At 37.4% G+C, this 15,698-nt stretch carries 12 protein-coding genes and 1 pseudogene; all 13 read right to left on the bottom strand.

The window, feature by feature from the left end:
- Positions 1-756, bottom strand: a complete 756-nt coding sequence (gene icmH / locus ABN217_RS07560; RefSeq protein ID WP_196553916.1) for a type IVB secretion system protein IcmH/DotU — start codon at positions 754-756, stop codon at positions 1-3.
- Positions 749-2,107: a type VI secretion system baseplate subunit TssK gene (tssK, locus tag ABN217_RS07555; protein ID WP_196553917.1), complete on the bottom strand. Its 1,359-nt coding sequence runs from the start codon at positions 2,105-2,107 to the stop codon at positions 749-751. The genes icmH and tssK overlap by 8 nt, the downstream gene beginning before the upstream one ends.
- A 2-nt stretch (positions 2,108-2,109) precedes the next feature.
- Complete coding sequence (gene tssJ / locus ABN217_RS07550; RefSeq protein ID WP_196553918.1) at positions 2,110-2,664, bottom strand: type VI secretion system lipoprotein TssJ; 555 nt, start codon at positions 2,662-2,664, stop codon at positions 2,110-2,112.
- Position 2,665: 1 nt separating this feature from the next.
- A complete protein-coding gene (gene tagH / locus ABN217_RS07545; RefSeq protein ID WP_196553919.1) occupies positions 2,666-3,907 on the bottom strand; it encodes a type VI secretion system-associated FHA domain protein TagH in 1,242 nt (413 codons plus the stop codon).
- 5 nt (positions 3,908-3,912) lie between these two features.
- Complete coding sequence (gene tssG / locus ABN217_RS07540) at positions 3,913-4,962, bottom strand: type VI secretion system baseplate subunit TssG (protein ID WP_196553920.1); 1,050 nt, start codon at positions 4,960-4,962, stop codon at positions 3,913-3,915.
- Positions 4,926-6,710: a type VI secretion system baseplate subunit TssF gene (gene tssF / locus ABN217_RS07535; protein ID WP_349459278.1), complete on the bottom strand. Its 1,785-nt coding sequence runs from the start codon at positions 6,708-6,710 to the stop codon at positions 4,926-4,928. The genes tssG and tssF overlap by 37 nt, the downstream gene beginning before the upstream one ends.
- A 1-nt stretch (position 6,711) precedes the next feature.
- A complete protein-coding gene (gene tssE, locus ABN217_RS07530) occupies positions 6,712-7,149 on the bottom strand; it encodes a type VI secretion system baseplate subunit TssE (protein ID WP_196553922.1) in 438 nt (145 codons plus the stop codon).
- Positions 7,150-7,154: 5 nt separating this feature from the next.
- Positions 7,155-8,633: a type VI secretion system contractile sheath large subunit gene (tssC, locus tag ABN217_RS07525; RefSeq protein WP_196553923.1), complete on the bottom strand. Its 1,479-nt coding sequence runs from the start codon at positions 8,631-8,633 to the stop codon at positions 7,155-7,157.
- Positions 8,634-8,653: 20 nt separating this feature from the next.
- Positions 8,654-9,151: a type VI secretion system contractile sheath small subunit gene (gene tssB, locus ABN217_RS07520; RefSeq protein ID WP_349459277.1), complete on the bottom strand. Its 498-nt coding sequence runs from the start codon at positions 9,149-9,151 to the stop codon at positions 8,654-8,656.
- 742 nt (positions 9,152-9,893) lie between these two features.
- A pseudogene (locus tag ABN217_RS20650) lies at positions 9,894-10,055 on the bottom strand (hypothetical protein); the annotation flags it as partial.
- 74 nt (positions 10,056-10,129) lie between these two features.
- A complete protein-coding gene (locus ABN217_RS07515; protein WP_349459276.1) occupies positions 10,130-10,486 on the bottom strand; it encodes an RHS domain-containing protein in 357 nt (118 codons plus the stop codon).
- Between the two features lie 267 nt (positions 10,487-10,753).
- Positions 10,754-11,134: a hypothetical protein gene (locus ABN217_RS07505; protein WP_196553925.1), complete on the bottom strand. Its 381-nt coding sequence runs from the start codon at positions 11,132-11,134 to the stop codon at positions 10,754-10,756.
- 16 nt (positions 11,135-11,150) lie between these two features.
- Positions 11,151-15,689 carry a DUF6531 domain-containing protein gene (locus ABN217_RS07500; RefSeq protein WP_349459275.1) on the bottom strand — a complete coding sequence of 1,513 codons (4,539 nt, stop codon included), beginning with the start codon at positions 15,687-15,689 and terminating at the stop codon, positions 11,151-11,153.
- Positions 15,690-15,698: the final 9 nt, after the last annotated feature.

Genomic DNA, 15,698 nt, shown 5'->3' with positions numbered 1-15,698 from the left:
CTAGCTAAGAAGTGTATTAAGCTGTTCCAAAATATTGAGAGTTTGATGTCTCAATCTAGAAGCATAAATTGCATAAATAATCGTGGCGAAGATCAGTGAGCCAATGGCGATATAACGAACACCAAAGCGTTGTCCTAAACGATATTGATGTGATTTAGTGCCATTTTCTTTGTATAAAACAACGGGTTGAGACTCACCTTTAAGTTGTTGGATCTGTTTTTGAAGTTGGCGAAGTAATTTATTAAAGTCATCTCCATAGCCATTGCTGACTTTATAGCGACCGCGATAACCAAGGCATAAACAGAGATAAATAAACTCTAATAAATCAAGGTAACGTTTAGGCTCACCTAATAAGCGTTCTATTAATACGAAAACCTTTTCACCACCCCATGATTCATTATGAAAATGAACTAACAGGGATTGTTTTACCCAATCGTTATCTTGATCCCAGCCTAACTCTAATGCTGCTTCATCAATAAATGTGCATAACACATAGCGGAATGAAACAATGGCGCCCGGCTCATAACCGTGAGTTTGAAGTTGTTGTTCAATGGCTTGAATGTCAGTGACCACTTGTTGAAAAAGCTTTTCTGATAGCGGAGTTGCTGACATTGATTTCATTCTGATCACCATACCCAGCAATGGTGTCGCAGCATCAATCATTGGATTGATGTTGTTACCGCGTAATGGTAATTGATATGATTTATGGCTCACTTTTTTTTCAGTAAGTTCTTGTATTAATGATAAATCACTCATGTTGAGTTCCACTTCTTATTGCCCAAAGTTGAATATCAAGTTCAGGGAATTGTCCTGATACGTGGAATGCAATATTTCCGTGTTTCTGTATATCAGCCCATGATTCACCTTGAGGATCTAAGCGGAAATAGGTATAGCCTGAGTGATATGGCAATTGACGAGGTGCAGTTGATAAAGCAATAAAACCAACACCAGGCATTTGAACACTGACTAAATCACGAATTTGATTCACTGATGTGACTTTTGCCTGTTGCGCGAATTGGCGACGCAATTGCTCTTGAGGTAACTGAGCGCGTACCGCAATAATAAATTCAGCACTTTGCAGAAGTTGTCTGTCATGAATTGTTGCAACACGAATACCATGTTCTTGTTTTTGCAATGGAATTGGCACCGCTCTTGGTGTGAGAACCACACTTAGCGCTTGTCGAATAGATTTAATTAGAGGTAAAAAGCCCGATGCCAAGTCATAGTGTCGATAAATCGGTAATTTATCAGGTAAACGAGAGCCATTAGTAAATGTTTGAATTTCGCCACTAAATTGCAATAGTTCCCTGAAAAGCTGTTCTGGATGAACCACTGTCTGTTTAGATAAATGTGAAAATTGAGGATAAGCGCGATTAAGTAGCTGTAACATCATAAATTCAGCCACATCGGCAATTCCTTGCTGACCGGGGGAGCCTATTCGTTCGGCTATTTGACGGCCTCGTTCAAATAATGCACCTTCAACTTCAGCTAAAAATTCCGATAAAATAGGGCAAATTCTTGAATTTAAGCAGGTAGGAATGAAGTTTTTATCGAGAATTAAACTACCATCAGCACTGATTTCTCTTATTTTACAAATCGGAAGCATTACATAAGCGTCTAACTCTGTTTTTCCTAATTTCAAGATAGGATTGAGTTTCGCAATATTAAGTTGGCTAATGTCTCCATTCTCAGTATGCAAATCACGTACTTGTGTTAACACATCGCTATAACGGGCTAACAAATGATTGCCATTATGGGAATGAGAAATTTCACTAACTGTGCTGTTTTGTAATGGCAATGCTAAATAGACAACATTGTCACTGCCTTCATGAAGTTGTGAAATATCAATAGGTGAAGGAAGATTATCTTGTTGTGGAATAGAAAATAGCGTGCCATCAGGCATAATGCCGGCGGCTTCTTTCAGTCCAATACGACCAAGACTTAATAATTCAGTATTTAGCGTTAGTTGGCCTAGGCCATAGTAATGAGCGTGATAGGTTTTTATCAGCGTTTCAATAATATAATCTTGATAACGTTGCTGTTGCTGAAAATGTTGAGGTTTAATAAACAACCCTTCATGCCATATCACTTTATTTTTTGTTGACACTGTTATTGTTCCTCTTCTTTTCTAAATTCAATTTCATTTTCTTTGATATGGACTAGTAGATTGTAATGACGACCAATTCCATTGATTTTCAATACTTTTTTCCATTGAGTAATATTGACATCAGAGTAATAAGCAATGATCCCGATATATTTATTTTTTTTATCTAATTCAATGAGATCGAGAGGCTTATATTGATCAGGCAAAAGAGTGTAATCTTGATGATCGATATAATTTCTTTTTAATAGCTTTTTCAGATCACAATCTTCTTCAATAATTTGGTCTTGATCTAAAGAGGCAAAGATCGAATCTTCATTCATATAAACAATTTGTAATTGAACAGGGGTTGCCTCTCCTTGATCGTTAGGATTAATTTCAGGCTCTGCTAATAATGTGAATGCAACGACTGATGGTTGTTCTTTTTCGGCTCCTACAGGCGTTGAAGGGTCCCACATGACTTTGCCTATTTTTGATATTGCTTCAATCGGGCCACTACACCCACTAAGTTGAGTGCTTGCAAAAATAAGAAAGAGACAAGCCATGAGTGTTTTTATCGACATATCACACCTCATCAAGCCCTTTTCTTAAGGCTCGGTCATAAGCGTGGGTATAAACCTCGTAAAACAGCTTTTCAAAACCTTTTTGGCGGGATGATGCCAACTCATTGTAATAATTGGTATACATATCCCAAGCCCAAGCACTGTCATTTGGATTGTTATCGTAACTACGACGATAATGAGAAAAGCGTTTTAATAAATGCTCTGGAGAAAATGCATCTAAAAGGGTAGCTAATGCAGCTGAAATCGCCTCTTGATTGGCATGATAATGTAGTTGCACATTATGTAAGCTTTCTGCGACAGCCGAAGGCGCAGATAAATGCACTGGACTACGATCATCCGTAAACATTAAGCGCATTACATTGTCATATTGGTTATTTAAACGAAGAGGGTTATCTTCGATTGGCCGCAGTTGTTTATCTTGTAAATTACCTTGCTGCTGTAATGCCAATAAGCCTTTAATTGCTGATTGTGTTGTTTTTCCTAATTCAATGAGAAAATCATTCGCTTGCTGAGAGTTTTGCAAGTTAAGGTGTACACCTAGCCCCTTCATTAATGGATTAATCGCAACATAATCAACGTCTGCATTTATCTCATTATCCTGATATGTCATTTCGGGTAAATCCATAAATTCTTGAACCATAAAAGCTCCCTGATTATCTGAATGAGGCGAAGAAAGCGAGTGGTGGTGTGAGTTAGAATAAGATGACTGAATAAGCTCAAGGCTTTCTCTTTCAAGGACTTTTAATGGATCATGCGTCATTGCACCTGAAACTGTTGGGGCTAAAGGCATATAATTTTCTGCTTTATGAGCAGAGGACGTGTTTTTTTGTAGTAAGGGATCTAACGGATTATCATCAGTCACAATCAAAGATTGTGGTGTCATTGCCATAAGATCCGATTTATCGTTTTGCGTTAAATTAATATTAACAGACAAGACTAATTGACCAATCTTGACTTGATCGCTTTGAGATAAACAAACAGCGCCAATATCTATGGGGATCAGAGCATTATTAATATAAATAGGTTCTGAAAGCGTTTTTAAACAAAACTGCTTATCTTGCCAAACAATAGCGCATTGTGTGGCAGCAATAGAAGATTGAGTATCTTGTATTACCCAGTGAGATTGTTGACTACTACCAATTGTGCCACCAAGTTGAGTAAATTGACTATTCGGCACATAGCCACTTTCAAGCAGCTCACTATTGATTAAGCGAAAAGAGATTGTGGGTAAATAATTATCCATAAATATTATTCCAAAATAGTCATTGTCATACTGGGATTGGCTTCAGGTTTTCCTAGAAAGCTTTGCCAACCTAATTGGTTGTGTTGTGCTCTGCCTAGGCAAACTCCATTCGTTTGTTTGTCCGCAATACGTAGGCGTAAATCCCACGCAAGTTGCTCGTGCATGATGTAAGAAACAAAAGTAATGAGTGACAAAAAATCTTTGCCATTGGGAAGAAACGACATATAGCGTTCAATGGATAATTCACTGATTTCAATAGTGCATTTTCCATTGCAATCATAGATATGAGAGCCAATATTAAAATTCTCACCTAAAACCATTTTAGGTCGAGATTTCTGTCCTGAATGACGAGTAACAATGCCTAAACGATTTTGTTGATCTTCTGGAATAGGTACTTTGCGTATTTCCCATCCGATTAATTCAACTTTCTCTAAATCAAAACAGTGAGAAATTAAGCTACAAATAACATCAGGAGAACGACTTGGGCTAGCAAGTAATCCGGCATAAGCAAGCATTTTGCTGTGGTTGATATTCATCATGCCACGATTGGTTTCACTACCTAACCCCACAAGTGAAAACATATAACGAGAAAATGCATCATGGCCACCATCTTCAAAGCAAATGTAATAGCGATATTTACGCCATATACGATGAAGTAATGTGACTAAGCGATGATTAAATAAATTAAGATAATCCGTTAATTGATTTGCTTGCTGTGCTTCCTCCCATGCGAAATGATCAAGGTAATAACCTGGTAATGGTGATTGGCTACCATGTAATCCTAAAAAGGAAACTTCTAAATCAAACAGACCTTGTTCATCTTGGCGCAAGGAAACAACATCTCGAGTTGGAAATGCCGTATTAGCGCTTGATCTAAACTGAATAAAGCTTTCATTATTGAATGCTGTTTTTTGAGTATGAAATTTATTAAGCAACTCAACTAATTGATAAAAACTGTATTCAGTAACAGATTTGCCCGCTTTTTTATTTAGCCAGCTTTGTATTTTATCAATATCTGTTATTTGAGTATTTGCTGGTTTATTTTCGCTGGCCAAAGATAAACTTCCTTATTATCTAAATTAATCACTTCCAACTCATGAAACATATTAACGCTGGTATAAAGAGTAAAAAATTGTGCTAATACAGAACAAAATAGATACATGGCGCCTTCTGAAATAAACGCATTTTGGTGTATTGATAATGTTGTTTTTACGCCTCGGACAGGCAAACCTTTATATAAGTATTCGATAGATTCTGTTTTTAAATCAGTGATTGCATCAAGGTACTTTTGGGACTGACGTGCAGATTGTTGATAAAAAGTCGCTTTAAAATCATATAACTGTAAAATTTGTTTAAGTGCCGTCAAACTTAATAAAGATTGATAATTAATGGATAAATTAGTCAATTCAGACCAATACAGCGTATTTCCTAATAAAGGATAAAGCGCTTTTGTTGGTTTAATAATATTGCTAGTAGATGAAATGCCAGAAATAGCGGTATGCTCATCAAACCTTATTGAATGGGACGACAATGAAGAGGTTAAAGTGCGATTAGTGCAATTCATTGAGACAGAAATACTCTCTTCACAGTCGAGTAAATTTTCTTCATTATTTCGTACAAAAGATAAGGTATGTTGATAACCATAATTAGATTTATGTTGTGCGATTTTTAAGCGATAATAGCCCGTTCTTTCTGGGTTCTCTTGATTATTTTGATGATGAAAGCTTTCAAAAGCAGTGTAACGAGTAATATAGGACTTCTGATTAGGAATATAGCGCCAACCTTGAATGGTATTTATTGAAAAAATATCATAGCAATCTTGTTTTTTATGGCTTTTATTCAGAACATATTCCGTTTCTTTTCCCGTTAAATTAATCGCCTCACTCTCAGATTTAAATAGATTAACTGCAGGTACGCAATTAATTTTGATGTTTTCTTCAGTGATAAGCATTGCTTCTGGAATATCATATTCAAATTGAATTGATAATGTAAAAGCATCTGATTTTAGGGCTGGAGGGAGATTGTCTAATCCCTTTATGGCTAGAGACAAAAATGCTTCAGGAAAACAAAAATACTCTTGTAATAAGCGATATCCTTCATAGCTATTTTTAGGATAAGGCAAAAGGGAGTCTTCGGCATGAAAGCCAATAGGCTCAACAGAAAAATGTTCTAATGTAATTTGATGTTTAACTGTGGTTATTTTTGCTTTTTTGATTTTGCTATTTAATAAATAAAATAATTGGGTCGTTGTATAAGAGAACCCATTAAGGTAAATACACAGTTTCTCTAAGCCAACTGCTGCTAGCGACTGTAATTGGTTTAGAGAAAAATGAATATCCAGCGTATCTTTATTTTGGGTAATATGTGTTATTTGTATTGGTAGAACCCATAAATTGCGACATTGTGTAAATTGGCATTGATGCCAATTATCATCATCATTTTGAGCCAAGTCATTTTGAACATATAATGGGTGGCTTATAAACGGTTGCCCTTTGGTTATTTTAATAGCGTATTCTTGAGATGGCTCTGTGCGATATTCCATAACCGTCATACTAGGAAATGGACGAGCGTAAGCAGGCCATAACATATTCACTAAACTGTTTGTTAGTTCAGGAAATTGTCTATCTATTTGTTCTCGCAAATTGCCTGATAAATAAGCAATACCATCTAAAAGGCGTGCTGCATCAGGATCACGCACTTTTTCAGATATTTGATTAATAAGTTGCGGTTTTTCAGTTGCAACATATAGTTCAAGCTTATCGAGATAGCTTAATTCATTATCAAAATAGTGATTTGAAGACATATTAAAATTGCGTCAATTGGTATCTACGGTTACTGTCTAATTGCACGTTAAATTCAATAAGCTGCTTTTGATTTTCTAATAAAATAAAAGCAGTAATACTAAATTGCAGTGACAATGGTTCTGCTTCATTTTCTATAAAATGAACAGTGACATTAGTTATTCTTGGTTCATAAGTGGTAATGCAATTCGCAATAATATTGGATAAATGAACCTTGAAATCGACTCCTGTTAATGTCGCATCATTTAAATCAGGAACGCCTAAAGTGGGAGTACTTTGGCAACCCAAAGGTCTACTATTTAAAACCTGATTCAAATTTTGTTTAATTGACATGAGTAACGCTTGGATTTTTGCGCGTTGGGAAGAGCCTACGCTCTTCCCTTGTATGCGCTCAAATAAACTGGAAGTGGGATTATCTTCCAAGTTATACAGAGCTGTCATCGCACTTATTCCTTATCTAAGCGACCAACAAGAGATAATTCAAAGTTTGCACCCATATATTTAAAATGAGGGCGAACTTGAATAGCCACTTGATACCAACCCGGATCACCATCAACATCCAAAACTTGGATTTGTGCTGAGCGAAGAGGGCGTCTACTACGAACGTCTGCTGGTGGATTTTCCTGATCTGCAATATATTGTTTTAGCCAGATATTAAGCTCCCGCTCAAGATCTTGACGCTCTTTCCATGAGCCAATTTGTTCGCGTTGTAGCACTTTAATATAGTGAGCTAAACGATTGATAATAAACATGTAAGGAAGTTGTGTTCCTAACTTATAGTTAGTTTCTGCTAATTTTCCTTCACGCGTATTAGGGTAGTTTTTCGGTTTTTGTACTGAGTTTGCAGAGAAGAAAGCGGCATTATCGCTGCCTTTACGCATAGTTAAGGTGATAAAACCTTCTTCTGCTAACTCAAATTCACGTCTATCAGTAACTAAAACTTCTGTTGGGATCTTAGTTTGTAATTCACCCATCGCTTCAAAGTTATGAACAGGTAAATCGCCTACGGTTCCGCCACTTTGAGGGCCAATAATATTTGGGCACCAGCGATATTTTGCAAAGCTGTCATTAATACAACTTGCTAATAAGAAAGCGGTATTGCCCCATAAATAATGCTCATGATCTTGCTTCACATCTTCAGAGTAATTAAATAATTTAATGGGATTCTCTGTCGGCGAATAAGGTAAGCGCACTAAAAAACGAGGTGCTGTTAAACCTAAATAACGAGCATCTTCAGACTCGCGTAATGAACGCCATTTCGTATGAGCAGGGCCTTCAAAAACAGATTTAAGATCTTTAATAGCAGGCAGTTCAGCATAGCTATTAATACCTAAGAAATTAGGTGAAACGGATGAAATAAAGGGAGCATGAGCCATCGCACCCACAGCACTAACATATTGCATTAATTTTAAGTCAGGTGTGGTGTTATTAAATGCATAGTTACCAATGACTGTCGCGACAGGTTCACCACCAAATTGGCCATAGCCAGAAGAGTAAACATGTTGATAAAAACCGGATTGAACAATTTCTGGTGAGAATTCAAAATCTTCTAATAGTTCTTCTTTCGTTGCATGTAAAATATTGATTTTAATGTTTTCACGGAAGTCAGTACGATCAACGAGTAATTTTAATGAACGCCATGATGACTCAATTTCTTGAAATTTTGGTGCATGTAAAATTTGGTCAACTTGGGCACTTAATTGAGAGTCCAGCTCAACGAGCATTTTATCAATTAAAAGCTTATTAATAGACTCTTCTTCTGACGGATTAGCAAAAATATTACTAATAAAAGCAGCAACGCCTTGTTTAGCAATATCATAGGCTTCCGTTTCTGGCGACATTCTTGATTGCGCCATAATTTCGTCAAGTAAAGAACCGCCAGATATTGCCACTTGTTCTTGTTGAGCTTCATTAACTAAAGACATAGGGTTATCCTCTGTAAACATTATTTTTGGCTAGCAATATCAAGTTCTTTCAATAATTGTTCGCGCGTCGCTTCATTTTCCAGAAGTTCTTGCAGACGTTTTCTAAAAGCGGGGATATTGCCAAGAGGGCCTTTTAACGCAACGAGCGCTTCTCTTAGTTCTAATAGTTTTTTTAGCTCAGGAACTTGGCGTGCAATATTATCAGGAGAAAAATCTTGTAGTGATTTAATCTCTAAATTGACATTAAGATCAGATTCACTTTTTTCATCTAAGGTATTTGGAACCGCAATATTTAGGTTAATACCTGTGCTTTCCATAACTGAATTAAAGTTGTTCTGATTAATAGAAATAGTTTTACGATCTTCAATAGGTGTTTCTTCCGCCTTTCCTTTTATATCACCCACAATAAGCATATTTAAAGGCAATTCGACTTCAGATTGAACACCACCATCATTTGGGATGTATTTGATATTAATACGTTCTTTGGGGGCAACACTACCAAGAGTATTTTTACTCATTTAAACTAAGCTCCTTATTTAGCTTAAGTTCTTAATTAAATACTCAGCGTCTTGATGAATAATTTAAATTAAGAAATACCTATCCTAGGCAATAATATAATTACCTTATATGAGTTTAATTTTCCTGGTAGAAATAAAATAATAACTAAAAATAAAATAATAAGTAATTTTTTCTAATATATACATTTAGTTTTATATAAAACCGTCCTTGAGTCAATAAGAAATATTTAATGTTTTTTACTTTTCATTACATTTAATTAGTATCGTATTTAATTTAAATATAATGATTTAACTTTATAAGTAAGTTTTTTCATCTATTTTACTCATATTATGCAACTTGATAGGAATAAATTAATTTATATTTAATTTAAATTATAAATATGAAAAATAGAAATTTCATTATGAATTATTTATTTCAGCTCTACATATCTTACTGATATATAGCAGTAATTTGGTTTATAATGTGGTAATTTGATTTTTTTATTTTTTTAAATTAATATTTTTTTGATGAAAAATAGAACGGTACTATAAATAATAATAATGTTACATAGCGTTATTGTTATAACCTAAAATTAAAAATAATATAAAAAACAGCATTAAGTTAAATTATTTAATAAAAACAAGAAGGAAATCTTATGTCAATTTGAATATGATTGATAAAAATTAAAATAATATATTATTTATCTATAGCTTATAGAGGGAATGTTATTTTACTTAAGGTAAGATAATTTATTCGTTATTATTATTCTTTATTTCGTTTATGGAATGCTTTCCACTCGATTTCATTATTGAAATTTGAACGATAGTGGCAAACGATAGACCCTGAACAGTTCCACGGATCGTAAGAGACACTGATATGCATTTGTTGACTTGCAATCGGGCGTTTTATTCCAGTCTCTAAGTGAAACCATTTTTTAGATCCTCAGTGACTTTTCCTTTCGGATTATTTTGTATTCCATTCATTAATTTTTCAGGTACTCATTGCCAAAAGCTTAACGTGCTAGTGTCATTATGAGATTGCCAAAACGCCATTTTCCCCCACGTATTTAACCCTCCTGCCCAGCTGACAATGCCTTTTTCGCTAAAGATTTCGCGTGGCGTGCCTTGATGGTCCGTGACGACATAATGCAGTTTTCCGCTTTGATAACGGGCTGTGGGAATAATTTCATTGGGTTGATAGAGCCACTGAATTTGTGAATCATAAGCGGGGGTGCCATCGGCATAAATCGGGGTTTCTTGCACCATCTGGTTGCCCGACCACAGGTAATCCACACGCTGAACGCGTTTATCTTTAAAGGGCGAGTTTAAAGGTGGCGCAGGGCGATTATCGACCACTTTGTGCTTACTAAGTCGTCGCCCAAAAGCATCATAGGTATAACGCCAACATTCTCCCTCGGGATTAAAACAGGCGATAAGTTGGTTAAGGGTATTCCATTGGTAATACCATTTTTTACGGTGAAGAATCAGAGCTATGAAGCAACATCACTAACAATGGCAAGATACGAGACTGATGGCAGAATATGCCAGCAGTTAAAAGGGAAATTGATCCATTTTTAAAGACAGTTCAGTCAGAAGATTTTAAGATCTTCTGACTATTCTTAATTACTTAATGAATACACTATCTCTAATTTTTCTAATTTCTGGAGTTAATTCAAAACAGTCTTCTAATGGCTCATCATCTAAAGACCAGTGTTCTATTAGTTGTAAATGAATCCGATTATTATCAGATAATAAAGTTAAAACTTTTATTATCAAATCATCATTCTTATTATTTTGAATCAATAAATCATTTACAATGTCAAGCATCAATTCCATTAATTCATTCTTTTCAAATGTATTATATTTATCATTCGAGTATGCTTGAATATATTTTTTTAGCCATTCTTTTGTACGATATGATTCTGATAATTCATAGCTCCAATCTTGAGTGTATTCATCCCCTACTGGTAATTCCAAGTCTATAGCTAATTGATTTATATTCATAAATAAGGGTCTCCGTTTAATTGGGATGAGATGAGTTGTATGGAAATGATGTTCTAATCGAGCCATCAGGCTTTACGACTACCCTGGCCATATCTGGTTTTATTTCCACTCCATTAGGTAAATAACCGCGACCATTTATATTATTGGGCAAAGGAACATCATGAACACCAGGTCCTTTTTTAGCAACATCAGAAATAAAATTAGCAGCCGCGTTATCATCTAAATATTGTCCTATCTGATGATTTTTAGCTCTGGCTCTATCCATAAGTTGCAGAGGTTTTAATTTTTGGCCATGATCAATAAATGTATGTCCATAAGTTGGTTTGCTTTTAGGGTTTCCCCATTTCAACTTATCACAATTCTCACCCGCCAACCCAAACGGATCCACCCACCCAGTCGGACAATGCACATACCCATACGGATTAAAACCCCCTAATAATCCTATTGGGTCTGGTGAAATATATTGCCCTGTGTCCTTATCATAGTAGCGAAAGCGATTGTAATACAAACCACTTTCTTTATCTTCATATTGTCCCGCAAAACGAAAATGACATTCGGTATATTCGGGGTCGTTATCGGCATGATCTTCATGAGATTGCCAAAACGCCATTTGTCCCCAGGTATTTAACCGTCCAGCCCAGCTAACAATGCCTTTTTCGCTAAAGATTTCGCGTGGCGTGCCTTGATGGTCAGTGACCACATAATGCAGTTTTCCGCATTGATAACGGGCTGTGGGAGTGATTTCATTGGGCTGGTAGAGCCACTGAATTTGCGAATCATAAGCAGGGGTGCCATCGGCATAAATCGGGGTTTCTTGCACCATCTGGTTGCCTGACCACAGATAATCCACACGCTGAACACGTTTATCTTTAAAGGGCGAGTTTAAAGGTGGCGTAGGGCGATTATCGACTACCTTGTGTTTACTGAGTCTTCTGCCAAAAGCATCATAGGTATAACGCCAGCATTCCCCCTCAGGATTAAAACAGGCGATAAGTTGGTTAAGGGTATTCCATTGGTAATACCACGTTTTCGCCCGAAAACCGTGCTGATAAACCACTTTTTGCGTTAATCGACCATTAATGTCGTAGTGATAGTCTTGATAACCTTTGGCTGTGATACGACGAGTGACACGTCCTTTTTGTTGCTGCTGCGCCAGTTGCAAAAAGGCACCGTGTGCATCCGATGGAATAAACTGGTGCTCGGTGATATTGAGATTGCTATCGTACTGAAACTTCTCGCTTTGGCGTTCAAACTGGTTGCTGTATTGCGTTTCAACAATTTGGTCGTTGATGTTATAGCGATATTGTGTACGGTTCCAGCGAGCATCGTCGATATTGACCAGATTAAAGGCTTTATCGTATTGATAACCTCGGTGAACATCGGTTGATATTGGCGGTTGAAGCGGATTATCGTGTAATGATTGTAAAAAGGACTCCGTTCCCCGTCCTGCACGTTGATGGGCTAATAATCCGGTGGCGGTGTAATGGCTCGAATTGGCAAAACCGGCTTGGCTTTGGCGTAAAAACTCTTGTCCCAGCGCGTTATAACTAAATTGTAATGGCGCATGTTGATTGACTTGCAGTGACGTCAGTTCATGGAGTTGGCCGAAAGCATAATTAAGTTCACGCTCACCAAAGCGGGTTTGGGTGAGGATATCGTGCTTTTCATCCCATTGATGCTGTATCTCTTGTCCGTTTATCCGTTCACAACATAAATGCCCTTGGTCGTTGTATTCAAATTCCACCACCGAATCAGGATTGGTGGCACGAATAAGTTGCAAACGTTCATTGTATTGATAAGTGGTGGTAGAAAGGCACTTATGCTCGATACCATCAGCCAGCCAAATGCTTTGTTCGGTAACTAATCCTGTCTCATCATAATGATAACGGAGTTCATGATTATCTGGATAACGAGTTGCAATACGTCGCCCTAAGCGGTCGTAACGGTATTGAATTTCACGTCCTGCAAAATCCACTTCACGAATGATTTGACCGGCTTTATCACGCTCATAAGAATAGACATCCCCTGTGGCGTTGATGACTTTTTTCAGTCGTGTGAGTGAGTCATATTCAAAGCGAATTTCTGTGCCATCAGGGCGTATTGTGGCAAGTAATAAATCAAAAGCACCATAGCGATAGCGCGTAGTTTTGCCTTCGCCATCGGTGACGGCGACAACACGGCGTTCGCTGTCATATTCAATATGTTGATGAATATCATCAGGCAGTAAAATATCGCTGAGACTGCCGTTAACACCATCATGCTCTTTGCTGTACTGATAGCGAGTGGTGTGGTTTAGTGCATTGGTGACTTGCAGTAATCGACCTAGCTCATCGCTTTGGTATTCGGTACTGTGTTGATAAGGGTTGGTGCTTTTTATTAATTGATTCGCTTGGTTATATTCATACTGCCACTGTGCACCATTCGGTTGAATAGCTTTAAGCAGTTCGCCATGTTGGCTGTATTCATAGGCTTGTTGGCGACCTTGTGGATCGGTCACTGTGGTTAAATTACCTTTGTCGTCGTAGGTCAGTTGCCATTTATCGCCAAAGGGGGAGATATATTCTATCAACTGACCTTGAGTATTATATTGATACTCAATGGAACGCTCATCGGGAAAGGTAATTTGTGCAATATTGCCATCATAATGATAGAGATAAGAAGTTGTTTGCCCTAATGCATTGGTTTCACTTATTTTTTGATTATTATGCCATTGTGTTTTGGTTTCACGCCCTAATGCATCAATTGCATGTGTAACAAGACCTGCATCATTATAATAATAATAAGATTGCTCCCCTTCATCGTTGAAATAGGTGGTCATCTTATGAACATCATCATAAATAAAACCACCACACCAATAACCGGATGGTGAGCTGTTTTTTATCGCTCTGCCATATTTGTCATATTCAAGGTAATAATCCGTTTGGTCTGTATCATGCCAACGAGACATAAAACCTTCGGCAGTATATTCATGCCATAAGTGATTCTGCTGATAAGCATTACATTCACTCAAATAACCTTGTTTATCATACTGACAACTGACTAAAGGCTGAGAGATAACCTTATTGGCTAAGGTAATATGATTTAATTGATGAGAATGATAGTCCAAGTAAAGCGCTGTAATACCATTACGTGATACAGAGATTAATTGATGTTGTTCGTTGTAAATAAAATCAATACGTTGATGATTATTATCTGTAATGGCAGAGAGACGTCGACAAGATCCATCGATATGGTTGAAATGATGTGTTAACTGGGTGCGATTGTCGAATAAACTAATGTTAGCTTTTATATCACCAGAGAGCAGAACATGAGGATAATAAGTATTACGGATATTGAGATGGTTATCTGTATAAGGATAGGTGATTTGCGCCCCTTCCTCATTGTGATAAATAATATTATCCGATTGAATTTCTAAGAATATTGACCAGTTATCTGTCCATTTGGGACCAAATAAGCCGGATGCCGTACCTGTTGAACGATAGGTTCGTTGTAATGAAATGGGCAACAACCCTGAAACGGAGAGCACTTCCCAAACTTGAATAAAATCGCCTGTGGCAACGTTAACAGGATCGGATTCACAGACCGCTTTACTGTTGCAGGATTTATTGGGCTTTATATTGGCGCTATTTTCACCTTGCGGTTTGGTTAATACCGTGACTTCTTTCGGCGGAGGTGGATCTTTTCTAATCAGTCGAGGTAATGCTTTAATGCCATTTTGTAGTAAGCCAGCTGCCGCTTTGGTGAGAAAAACGTATTCACCCACTTCTTCTATTAAGGCACCTGATTTTTGCGCTTGGTTGTCGTACTCAAGGCGTTCAAATTGGGGTAAATTTTCTTCTTTGCGCATTTCATGAGCAAGTGACGTCATTGTCTCAGCGTATTGTTGTTTCCCTTCTTCTGACATAAACCATGTCGTGGGGCCATAGGCTTGCGATCCCATTTGATAGGAGGCACTGACGGCATTGGCTTTGGCAACGGTTTCAACCAACCCAATTAAACCATTTAAAAAGCCTTTCCCTGCGCCTATGGTGGTATCGGGTAAGTTTTTTCCACCGATTAATTCTGCTTCATGCTCTGTATCGTCTATCAAGTGCTTCAGTTCTCGATAGGTCATCTGGTCTGGGCGTTTTTTTTCTGGTGGTGCTTCAGCAGAAATTTCCGCGGCGTCATTGGCTTTTTGTAGGGCTTTTTCTTCAGAATAGAGGCGACCCGGCACATTATTGTTGTTCATCATAACGTCAGAGCCATGAAAAGCCGCCGATTGCCCACAAAAACGCACTGTTGGTGAGCCACTAGTAATAACGCAGTTTCCACGTCCTAAACTGGTGCCTGAGACAATGCCAGAGCCTGCGTTGCCTTGTGTTCCTTTAATCACACTGCCTACTGTTAATGTTGGTACACCATTCACGCGTACCGTGGAAACATAAGTTTCTTCTGCACTGAGTTGTTGAAAACTGTCAAAGGGAACAACAACATTGCCCACTTGGCAAACATCAGGGCCTGTGGCAATAACGCAGTAATCGGCATTTTTATTCCCGACGATTTTTTTTGTCATGAGTAATAT

Source organism: Proteus sp. fly-1067 (assembly GCF_040139345.1).
Classification (GTDB): Bacteria; Pseudomonadota; Gammaproteobacteria; order Enterobacterales; family Enterobacteriaceae; genus Proteus; species Proteus vulgaris_B.
This window is presented reverse-complemented; position numbering and strand designations above follow the sequence as displayed.

Excerpts from the sequence above, each read along its gene's own strand:
- icmH (WP_196553916.1), bottom strand. The coding sequence starts at position 756 with ATGAGTGATTTATCATTAATACAAGAACTTACTGAAAAAAAAGTGAGC.
- tssJ (WP_196553918.1), bottom strand. The coding sequence starts at position 2,664 with ATGTCGATAAAAACACTCATGGCTTGTCTCTTTCTTATTTTTGCAAGC.
- tagH (WP_196553919.1), bottom strand. The coding sequence starts at position 3,907 with ATGGATAATTATTTACCCACAATCTCTTTTCGCTTAATCAATAGTGAG.
- tssF (WP_349459278.1), bottom strand. The coding sequence starts at position 6,710 with ATGTCTTCAAATCACTATTTTGATAATGAATTAAGCTATCTCGATAAG.
- tssE (WP_196553922.1), bottom strand. The coding sequence starts at position 7,149 with ATGACAGCTCTGTATAACTTGGAAGATAATCCCACTTCCAGTTTATTT.
- tssC (WP_196553923.1), bottom strand. The coding sequence starts at position 8,633 with ATGTCTTTAGTTAATGAAGCTCAACAAGAACAAGTGGCAATATCTGGC.
- tssB (WP_349459277.1), bottom strand. The coding sequence starts at position 9,151 with ATGAGTAAAAATACTCTTGGTAGTGTTGCCCCCAAAGAACGTATTAAT.
- ABN217_RS07505 (WP_196553925.1), bottom strand. The coding sequence starts at position 11,134 with ATGAATATAAATCAATTAGCTATAGACTTGGAATTACCAGTAGGGGAT.
- ABN217_RS07500 (WP_349459275.1), bottom strand. The coding sequence starts at position 15,689 with ATGACAAAAAAAATCGTCGGGAATAAAAATGCCGATTACTGCGTTATT.